We start from the raw sequence: 7677 nt of genomic DNA on the forward strand, positions 1-7677 counted from the left end.
AGCGAAACCGGAAGCAGAAACGGCCGAGGAAAAGCCGAAGCGCCGCACCACCAAGAAGGCGGAAGAGCCCGCAGCAGAAACCGCGCAGCCGGAAGCAGCGAAACCGGAAGCAGAAACGGCCGAGGAAAAGCCGAAGCGCCGCACCCGCCGCACCACCAAGAAGGAAGAAGAGAAAGCGGCTGAAAACGCACATCCAGAGGCAGAAAAACCGGAAGCAGAAACGGCCGAGGAAAAGCCAAAGCGCCGCACTCGCCGCACTACCAAGAAGGCGGAAGAGCCCACAGCAGAAACTACGAAGCCGGAAACGGTTGTGGAAGAGGAAAAACCGAAGCGCCGCACCCGCCGCACCACAAAAAAAGCCGACGATGCAAAACCCATGGAAGCCATGACCCCAGCTGCTAAAATCACAGAAATAGCTGCTACCGTTGAAGATAAACCGAAACGCAAACCGGGAAGACCTAGAAAAAAACCTGTCGTAAAAGCAACAGGAAGCGAATGACAATACGTCGGTACGATCAATCGTACCGACGTTTTTAATAGACGTTTTCAAAGCAAGAAAGAAATCGGTCTCGGATCGAGGCCACAACTTGGATTTTGTTTTAAGATTTTGAGATTTACTGAGGAGAAAATATACTTAACCGGAAGATGCTTATTGAATATCCGAACAGGAGAAGTCGATTATGCCCATCAAGCCGCTGAACTCCTTTATTTTACTGATTCTTCTTTTTGCGCTGACTTCCTGTGCAGCAACAACATCAAGCAGACAAGTCCACTTTGACGGTAAAAACTCCCAGGCCGTCGCTCTTTCCCCCTACTATCTTCCACCTCCAGAGGAAAAACGAACCGATCTCGCTTGGGCGTTAACCCTGAAAGTGTCTGATGGGGTACCATATTTCGGCCTGATCAAGCCGAATCAATTACTCGCTGATCCACTGTTTCGCTATTTTACTGAAATAAATCTGCAGTCCAGCAATTTCGTGCCTGGCTCGCAAACTTCGGTAGCAATTGAAGGTTGCCAAGGAAAATACCTCCTAGAGACAGAGATCAATTCCCAGGGTGAAGTTAATGGCAAGATCAACTATCAGAATTTCTCAGATAATTGTTCACTCAGTTACGACGCCACTGTCCCCTTCAGCGGACAACTTGATCTGGCAACCGGACAACTGACTGTCATGCTCAATTACAAAGACTTGCCTGCCCAGATGGGGGTTCGAAACTTCCGACTGAGTGGACAACTGCAATTGTCGCTAAACGCCTTTGCCGGTGAAAAGCAAAAATATACCGCCAAAGTTGAGATGGATCTGGTCGAAATTGGTGGCCAGCAATATCACCTTGCACAGACGCAGTTGAGCTGGAATTTAGCTGCACCTTATCCCCAATTTGCCATTGCCGGAAAAATCTCTTTTGAACAGTATGGTGAGGTGCAACTAGTAACTGACAGCCCCCTGATCAGTCACAGCAAGAACGGCCCCCCGTTCGATGGCATGTTGATTTTTTCCGGTGCCGATGGGGCATGGCGACGACTCTACTTCCCCAAATCGACTGACCCGGGAGCACTCCGAATTGATGGCTCCAACGGAATGAAAACCATGGGGAAAATTTAGTCCGGCAGCTCCATGTCGGTAGTGCATGGCGACCACTCGCCTGAATAGAATAGATTCCTTTGATTGAGATTTATTGTAATGCTGCTAACTTTACCTAAATAGTGTTCAATATGTTTGTGGCCAGCAAATGAATGATAATAATGCTGGACCTCATGCCAAATGCCACGGAGGTGATAACGTTGCCTGCATGCCAGATCCCATGCCTGAAAACACCCCGTCTGAGGTCTGTATTCACAGAGAGAGCCAAAACTCTGCTGGTCTGTTTGCTGATCCTCCTGATCACCTGCGGCATTGCGACCGGAACAACGACGAAGCACAATGGGCTGACCGTCGCAGAACTGCTCGATTCTGCCTTAAGTCAAAACCAGCAGGTGCTCTCTGCCGATGCCCAATCCCAACGTTACAACACCCGAATTGCGCTGATCGACAAGCTCACCGAACCGCTCACGGCATTTTATTATCTCGACTTCCCTGTCAGTAATATCAGCCAGGGAGTTTCGGAAAGAATCAATCAGGCCCAGGCCGGTCCGGCAAAGAAAGTTCAGGTTAGAAGCGTGCGGGGAAAAATCCTGACAGGCAAAGACATGATTGAGAATCAGGCGCTCTGGTACGATTATCGAGCGGCCGATCTGCGGCTGCAAATCGCCCGTCAAGTCCGGGAAAACTTCTACCGGCTCTATTTTCTCGATCAGATCATCACAGTCACGCGGCAGAGTAACGACACACTCCAAAACCTGCTCCAGGCAGCGGATACCCAGTATGCTGTTGGTAAAATCCGCCAAAAAGACGTGCTCAGCCTTCAGGAGCAACGTTATCAATTACAGGCCCGTTTACTTGAGCAACAGGAGCAGCGCGTTACATTGGCAACCCGCTTGAATTACCTCGCGGGCCGATCGATTTCGGCTGAGCTGATCCCATATATCGAAGGTGGTCTCGAATATGAAGATCTGGTTGAACCCAAATATAACGAGTTCAACCTGATTTCGGGCCTGTTCAACAATCGCCCGCTGATGAAAGGCTATCAGGCGTTGGGGGGTCGCTTCCGGGCAATGCGCAGTATGGTGAAGATGTACTTCAACCGCGATGTTCAGGACGAAGCTTATTACGAAGCCGATGGTGGCTTGCGTGCTGTCAAGGCAGAAGGAGCAGATTTTTACAATCAGGTCTCTGCAGACATCCAGATTGCCACCAGCAATCTGAAAACGAACCGTGAACTGGCCAGACTTTACGGCCGCGTTCTGGTTCCCAAAGCGCGGCAGCTGTTCCAAACCAGTCTGGCCGATTTCAAGGTTGGTCGCAGCGATTATAAAGAGCCGCTGGAATCATTACTGAATCTCTACCGGTACCAGGAAAAATACTATCAGACGCTCACCGATTATCAGGTCGACCTGGCCCGTTTAGAAAGCCTAAGCGGGGTTGCGATCAATGAAGATGGGTATTGATCGAAAAAGATAAAGGCAAATGACATGAAAATACTTCTGCTGCTTCTCATGCTGAGCTGTTCACTGCTCTGCCCTTCCGGAACGCTACCGGGAGATCTTTCTGCCCCACCTGGTTTTGCTGCTGAAGGGGACAAATATACCTGTGGCATGCATCCGATGATTGTGGTTAACGAACCGGGGTTTTGTCCGATCTGCCAGATGGAACTGACGCCAATGAATGCCGGCGCGACCAATTCTTCAGCAAATACCCGAACCATCCATGTTGACCACGTCACCATGCAGCGGATGGGAATACGAACGGCGCCCGCTGAATACCGCACTCTGACCAGGCAAATACAAACGGTCGGCCTGGTCAGCTACCAAGAACCTGCTCAGCAGGCGATCAGCTGTAAAATTTCCGGATGGGTTGAAGAACTCTACATCAATGAAAACGGGCAAAAGGTCAGCGAGGGCGATCCACTATTAGCTCTCTACAGCCCCGATCTGGTAGCCGCCCAGGAAGAACTGTTGCTAGCGGTTAAAAATCGCCAGCAGATGGCCAAAAGCGGTTTTCAAAATGTTCTGGAGGACGCCGAGCGACTGCATCGAGCCGCGCGGGAAAGGCTACAGTTTTGGGATATCAGTGAGCAACAGATTTCCCGTCTTGAGCATGGTGGCAGCGTTGAAAAGACTCTGACCCTGCATGCACCCACTTCGGGAATTGTTTCCCGGAAGATGGTCCGCGAAGGCGAGTTTATCCCAGCGGGCAAAGAGCTGCTGGAAATCTCCAACATTTCCCGACTTTGGCTGTATGCCGATATCTATGAATACGAGATCCCCTGGGTCAGGAAAGGACTACAGACAGAGGTCCGTTTCCCCTTTTCCAGCGAACCGGTCCGGGGACGAATCGATTTGATTTACCCCTACCTTGAAGCAAAAACCAGGACCCTGAAAGCCCGGATCGACTTGAAGAATCCAGGTTTAGAACTGAAACCGGACATGTATGCCGATGTCACCATTATTACTGACCCAAATCACCAGGTGCTGAGTATTCCGACAGAAGCGGTTCTTTATACCGGCAAAAAGGAAACCGTATTTATTGCCCTTGGCGAAGGACACTTTGAGCCCCGCACTGTTAAAATCGGTTTGACCGATGAAAGTGGCTATGCCGAAATCCTCGATGGGATTAAAGCCGGTGAGCGGGTGGTGACTTCGGCGCAGTTCATGCTCGATTCGGAAAGCAAGCTGCGCGAGGCGATTCAGAAAATGCTCGAGCCGCAACCCGAAGAAGAGTCGCTGGAAGATCTTTTTTAACCAACGGATGACGAGTTGACCTATGCTGGGAAAACTGATCGAGTGGTCGATCCACAATATATTTATCGTCATTCTGTTGACCCTGTTTACGGTCGTTGCCGGCATCTACAGCCTGCAAAACACCCCGATCGACGCCTTGCCCGACCCTTCCGACGTACAGATCATCATTTACACCGAGTATCCTGGCCAAGCTCCGCAAGTGGTCGAAGACCAGGTGACCTATCCCCTGACCTCACAACTGTTATCAGTGCCGCACGCAAAAGTGGTCCGGGGCTACTCCTTTTTTGGCTACTCGTTCGTTTACCTGATTTTTGATGAGGATACCGACATCTACTGGGCCCGTTCGCGAGTGCTCGAATACCTTGACCAGGCCGCCGGGGGGCTTCCGCAGGGGGTCACGCCACGCCTTGGACCAGACGCGACCGGTGTGGGCTGGATCTATCAATACGTCCTACAGAGCGACCGTCACGACTTGCAGCAACTACGCTCCATCCAGGATTGGTATCTGCGCTATCAGCTTGCGGCGGTCGATGGTGTCGCCGAAGTCGCCAGCATCGGTGGTTTCATCAAACAGTATCAGGTCTCGATCAACCCGAACCGCCTGCTAGCCTATAACTTGACCATCCCGCAGATCAAAAAAGCGATCCGTAACAGCAACAGCGATGTTGGCGGACGGTTGCTGGAGATGGGTGAAACGGAATACATGATCCGTGGCCGGGGCTATCTGCGTGGCATCGAGGATCTTGAACAGATCGTGATCGGCACCAACAACGAAGGCACACCGATACTGTTACGCGACTTTGCCACGGTATCTCTGGGGCCGGAATTACGCCGGGGAATTGCTGAACTGAACGGCGAGGGGGAAACCGTCGGTGGCATCATCGTCATGCGTTACGGCGAAAACGCCCAGCAGACAATCGATCGAGTCAGGGCCAGGCTCAACGCGCTTCGCTCGGGCCTGCCCGAAGGGGTTTCAATCCTGCCGGTTTACGACCGCGCCAACCTGATAGAGCGAGCGGTCTGGACGCTGAAAGAAAAAGTCTTGGAAGAAAGTCTGGTGGTTGCCCTGATCACTGCCCTGTTCCTCTTTCATCTACCGAGCGCACTGGTGGCGATCATTACCTTGCCGATCGCTATCCTGATGTCTTTTGTGATCATGTACCTGCAGGGAATCAACTCTAACATCATGAGCCTCGGCGGGATTGCCATTGCCATCGGCACGATGATCGACGCCGCCATCATCATGACCGAAAACGCGCATAAACACCTGGAAGAGGATGCTGGCAAAAAACCACACGGGGAGATTATTCGAGATTCCGCCAGAGAAGTCGGACCGACCTTGTTCTTCTCCCTGCTGGTGATCACCGTGTCGTTTATTCCGGTGTTCGCCTTGCAGGAACAGTCAGGGCGGCTGTTCAAACCCCTCGCCTATACCAAAACCTACGCCATGGCTGCTGCCGCGCTGCTTTCGGTAACACTGGTGCCGATCCTGATGGGCTGGTTTATCCGTGGCAAAATCAAACCGGAAGAACAGAACCCGCTCAATCGTTTCTTTATCAGAATCTACCACCCGCTGGTCGATTTTGTGCTCAAATGGCGCTGGCCGACTCTTCTTGTGGCCATCCTGCTGATGGTGTCGATTTCCTGGCCACTGTGGTTCGCGCCCCGCCCACTTGGCTCGGAATTCATGCCAGCACTGCAGGAAGGGGACCTGCTCTACATGCCGACGACCCTGCCTGGCATCTCGACCACCAAAGCGCGGGAACTGTTACAACAGACCGACCAGATCATCGCCAGCTTTCCGGAAGTTGAACGCACCTTCGGAAAAGTCGGTAGGGCGGAAACCGCGACCGATCCAGCCCCGCTGTCGATGTTAGAGACCACTATCATGCTCAAGCCCCGGGATGAATGGCGCAAAGTTCCGGAACAGCGTTTTTATTCCGATTGGCCGGACTGGCTCTCGTTTATCAAAACTCCACTTGGCTGGATCTGGCCGGAAGAAACTCGCATCGACATCAACACCTTGATCACAGAGTTGGACCGGGAAATCCAATTCCCGGGATTGACCAACGCCTGGACCATGCCGATTCGCGCCCGGATCGACATGCTCTCGACCGGCATAAAAACACCGGTCGGCATCAAGATCATGGGGGATGATTTGGAGACCCTTTCCGAGATCGGCGTGCAGATCGAAGCCCTGATGCGGGAGCAGGAAGGAACATTGAGCGCCTTCTCTGAACGGGTGGTCGGTGGCTATTATCTCGACTTCGAGGTGAATCGCCGAGCGGCCGCCAGGCACGGCCTGACTGTCGGTGAAGTGCAGGAGATCATCCAGTCTGCAATCGGCGGCGTCAATGTCACCCAAACCGTCGAAGGGTTGGAGCGCTATACCGTCAACTTGCGCTATCAGCGCGATTTCCGCAACGATCTCAATTCGTTGAAGCGGGTGCTGGTACCGCTAAAAGATGGGACCCACATACCGATTTCCCAACTCGCAAAACTGCAGATCCTTCAGGGCCCACCGATGATCAAAAGTGAAAACGCCCGCCAAACAGCCTGGGTTTATGTCGATCTGCACAATATCGATGTCGGCACCTTTGTTGCCAAGGCGCAAAAAGTGGTGGCGGAGAAGATCCACCTGCCGGAGGGCTACAGTCTGGTCTGGAGTGGACAGTACGAGTACCTGCAGGCGGCGGAAAAGCGATTACAAATGATCATCCCGCTGACACTCCTGCTGATCCTTTTGATTATCTATTTAAGCACCAGGTCGCTGATTAAAACTACCATCGTTCTGCTGGCGGTTCCCTTTTCTCTCGTTGGCGCCTTCTGGATGCTTTATCTGCTCGGCTACAACATGTCGGTTGCCACCTGGATCGGCATTATCGCCCTGGCCGGCCTCGATGCCGAAACCGGGGTGGTGATGCTGCTCTACCTCGACCTGTCATATCGACTCCGGACAGCGGAAGGACGCATGCGCAGCCTCGGTGACTTGAAAGAAGCGATTCACCATGGCGCGGTGCGGCGCGTTCGCCCAAAAATCATGACGATCACTGTCATCATCTTCGGCTTGTTGCCGATTATGTGGAGTCAGGGAACCGGTGCCGATGTTATGAAACGAATAGCCGCTCCGATGATCGGTGGTGTCACAACCTCGGGACTCATGGAGCTGTTGATTTATCCGGTGATCTACTACCTGTGGCGTGGCCGCAACCTTCCTTCCAGAGCAAAACAGCCCGAGATTGTTGCTTCGAAAAAATAAGTAAAAAATAATTTTTTATTTGCAAATGGTTTTTTTCGCCCATCGCTATGCCTGACAGGCAGAGCTAAATATTGTTCTA

The 7677-nt window shown here is 52.3% G+C and carries 4 protein-coding genes and 1 pseudogene; all 5 read left to right on the plus strand.

All coding sequences use genetic code 11. The features are described from left to right. Positions 1–499: pseudogene (locus Q7J88_RS11645) on the plus strand (hypothetical protein); the annotation flags it as partial. A gap of 181 nt (positions 500–680) precedes the next feature. Further along, positions 681–1604: a hypothetical protein gene (locus Q7J88_RS11650; protein ID WP_303722399.1), complete on the plus strand. Its 924-nt coding sequence runs from the start codon at positions 681–683 to the stop codon at positions 1602–1604. Positions 1605–1867: 263 nt separating this feature from the next. Further along, the gene (locus Q7J88_RS11655; RefSeq protein ID WP_303722400.1) at positions 1868–3046 is read left to right on the plus strand and encodes a TolC family protein; all 1179 of its coding nucleotides are present in this window, start codon (positions 1868–1870) and stop codon (positions 3044–3046) included. 24 nt (positions 3047–3070) lie between these two features. Further along, positions 3071–4339 carry an efflux RND transporter periplasmic adaptor subunit gene (locus tag Q7J88_RS11660; RefSeq protein ID WP_303722401.1) on the plus strand — a complete coding sequence of 423 codons (1269 nt, stop codon included), beginning with the start codon at positions 3071–3073 and terminating at the stop codon, positions 4337–4339. Between the two features lie 22 nt (positions 4340–4361). Then, a complete protein-coding gene (locus Q7J88_RS11665) occupies positions 4362–7598 on the plus strand; it encodes an efflux RND transporter permease subunit (RefSeq protein ID WP_303722402.1) in 3237 nt (1078 codons plus the stop codon). Positions 7599–7677: the final 79 nt, after the last annotated feature.

It is taken from the genome of Malonomonas rubra, assembly GCF_003247215.1.
GTDB lineage: Bacteria > Desulfobacterota > Desulfuromonadia > Desulfuromonadales > Geopsychrobacteraceae > Malonomonas > Malonomonas rubra_A.

What these genes read in the sequence shown, in the direction of transcription:
- Q7J88_RS11665 (WP_303722402.1), top strand. Translation starts at nt 4,362, where the DNA reads ATGCTGGGAAAACTGATCGAGTGGTCGATCCACAATATATTTATCGTC.
- Q7J88_RS11650 (WP_303722399.1), top strand. Translation starts at nt 681, where the DNA reads ATGCCCATCAAGCCGCTGAACTCCTTTATTTTACTGATTCTTCTTTTT.
- Q7J88_RS11660 (WP_303722401.1), top strand. Translation starts at nt 3,071, where the DNA reads ATGAAAATACTTCTGCTGCTTCTCATGCTGAGCTGTTCACTGCTCTGC.